The 1256-nt window shown below is 58.4% G+C and carries 1 protein-coding gene; it reads right to left on the reverse strand.

Features of this window, described 5'->3' with window-relative positions:
- Window positions 1–879 carry an ArdC family protein gene (locus tag TRM7615_RS25245; protein WP_108792738.1) on the reverse strand — a complete coding sequence of 293 codons (879 nt, stop codon included), beginning with the start codon at window positions 877–879 and terminating at the stop codon, window positions 1–3.
- Window positions 880–1256: the final 377 nt, after the last annotated feature.

Raw genomic sequence — 1256 nt, forward strand, 5'->3', positions numbered from 1 at the left:
TCATGCTGCCACCTCCTTGCTTTGACCTGCTGCTTGCAAAGCAAAGTCGGCAGCTTTCTGCGCTTCAGATGCCGCACGAAAAATCGCCCGCTTGTCCTCTTTGAGCGCTTTCAACCACCCTTCGACATAGGCCGCACTTTGGTCAAACTCCGGTGCAACGCCGATCTGAGCGCCAAGGAAACAAGCGCCGATTTCAGCCACCAGCTCTTCAAAGGCATAGGCTTCGCGGTTCGCAAACTTCTTGATCCGCTCAAGCCGCTTTTCGCTGCCGGTCCAATGGATCACCTCATGGGCCAAAGTCCCATAATAGCCTGCCGCATCGTGAAACGTGGCAATCGGCGGCATGTGGATGTGATCTTTGGCGGGGCTGTAATAGGCGCGCGGGTCGTCGGTGGTGAGGATCTCGGCCCCTGTCCGGCTGAAAAACGCCTCAAGCTCTGGATCTTCTGTCGTCCCAAGGTCGCGCGGGGCCTCGGGCCGGATGTAGTAATCCTCCGGCAAGCCCTCGATCTGATCCGCATTGAAGACGCGATAGGCGCGCGCATAGGGCAGTTCTTCTTCAATGCCCAATTCGTTCTCTCTGGTGAACGTCCCGTATTTGACCACGGTCGACGACGTTTCACCTTTGCGGACCTGACCGCCCAGTTCCTGCGCCTGTTTGTAGGTCATCCAGCGGCTGGACACGTAGCCATGCTTGGCCGCCATGACCCAGAGCATCAGGATATTAATCCCGCGATACTCCTCGCCATTGTGTCGGGTTGGCAGGGCAATGCCGGACGCGCTTCCGGTCCACGGCTTGCACCAAGGTGGCGTGCCTGCCTCGATCTCTGCAATAATGGTGTCGGTGACATGGGCATAAACATCAAACTTCGGTGCCATTTGTGGCCTCCTCGAACAAAGTGACGCGGGTGAGGCTTCGCGCCCCCTTCCGCCGATGGGCTGCGCCTCGGCCACCTGATCTGACCGAATACGCATGTATTCGGCGGAACAGAGTGGGAGAGGGCAAAGCCCGACCCACGGCCCTGAACGGGGCTGTCAATCGGCCACATTTGCGAAGAAAATGTCTGCGCCCAAATCAGACGCCAATTTGCCCCGCGAGGAATGGCTCGCCTGCGAGACAGGGGAAATTGGTGGCTTATTTTGGGGATGGCCCAAGGTTGACCGCCACGGTCAGGGATGTTGGGCGGACCAAACAAAAAGAATGATGTCTGGATCGGGGTGAGCGGGCCATCGGCCCGTTGAACCTCGGTTCAGTC

The sequence above is a fragment of the Falsiruegeria mediterranea M17 genome, assembly GCF_900302455.1.
In the GTDB taxonomy this organism is placed as follows: Bacteria; Pseudomonadota; Alphaproteobacteria; order Rhodobacterales; family Rhodobacteraceae; genus Falsiruegeria; species Falsiruegeria mediterranea.

Coding starts and splice junctions, on each gene's coding strand:
- TRM7615_RS25245 (WP_108792738.1), bottom strand. CDS start 879: ATGGCACCGAAGTTTGATGTTTATGCCCATGTCACCGACACCATTATT.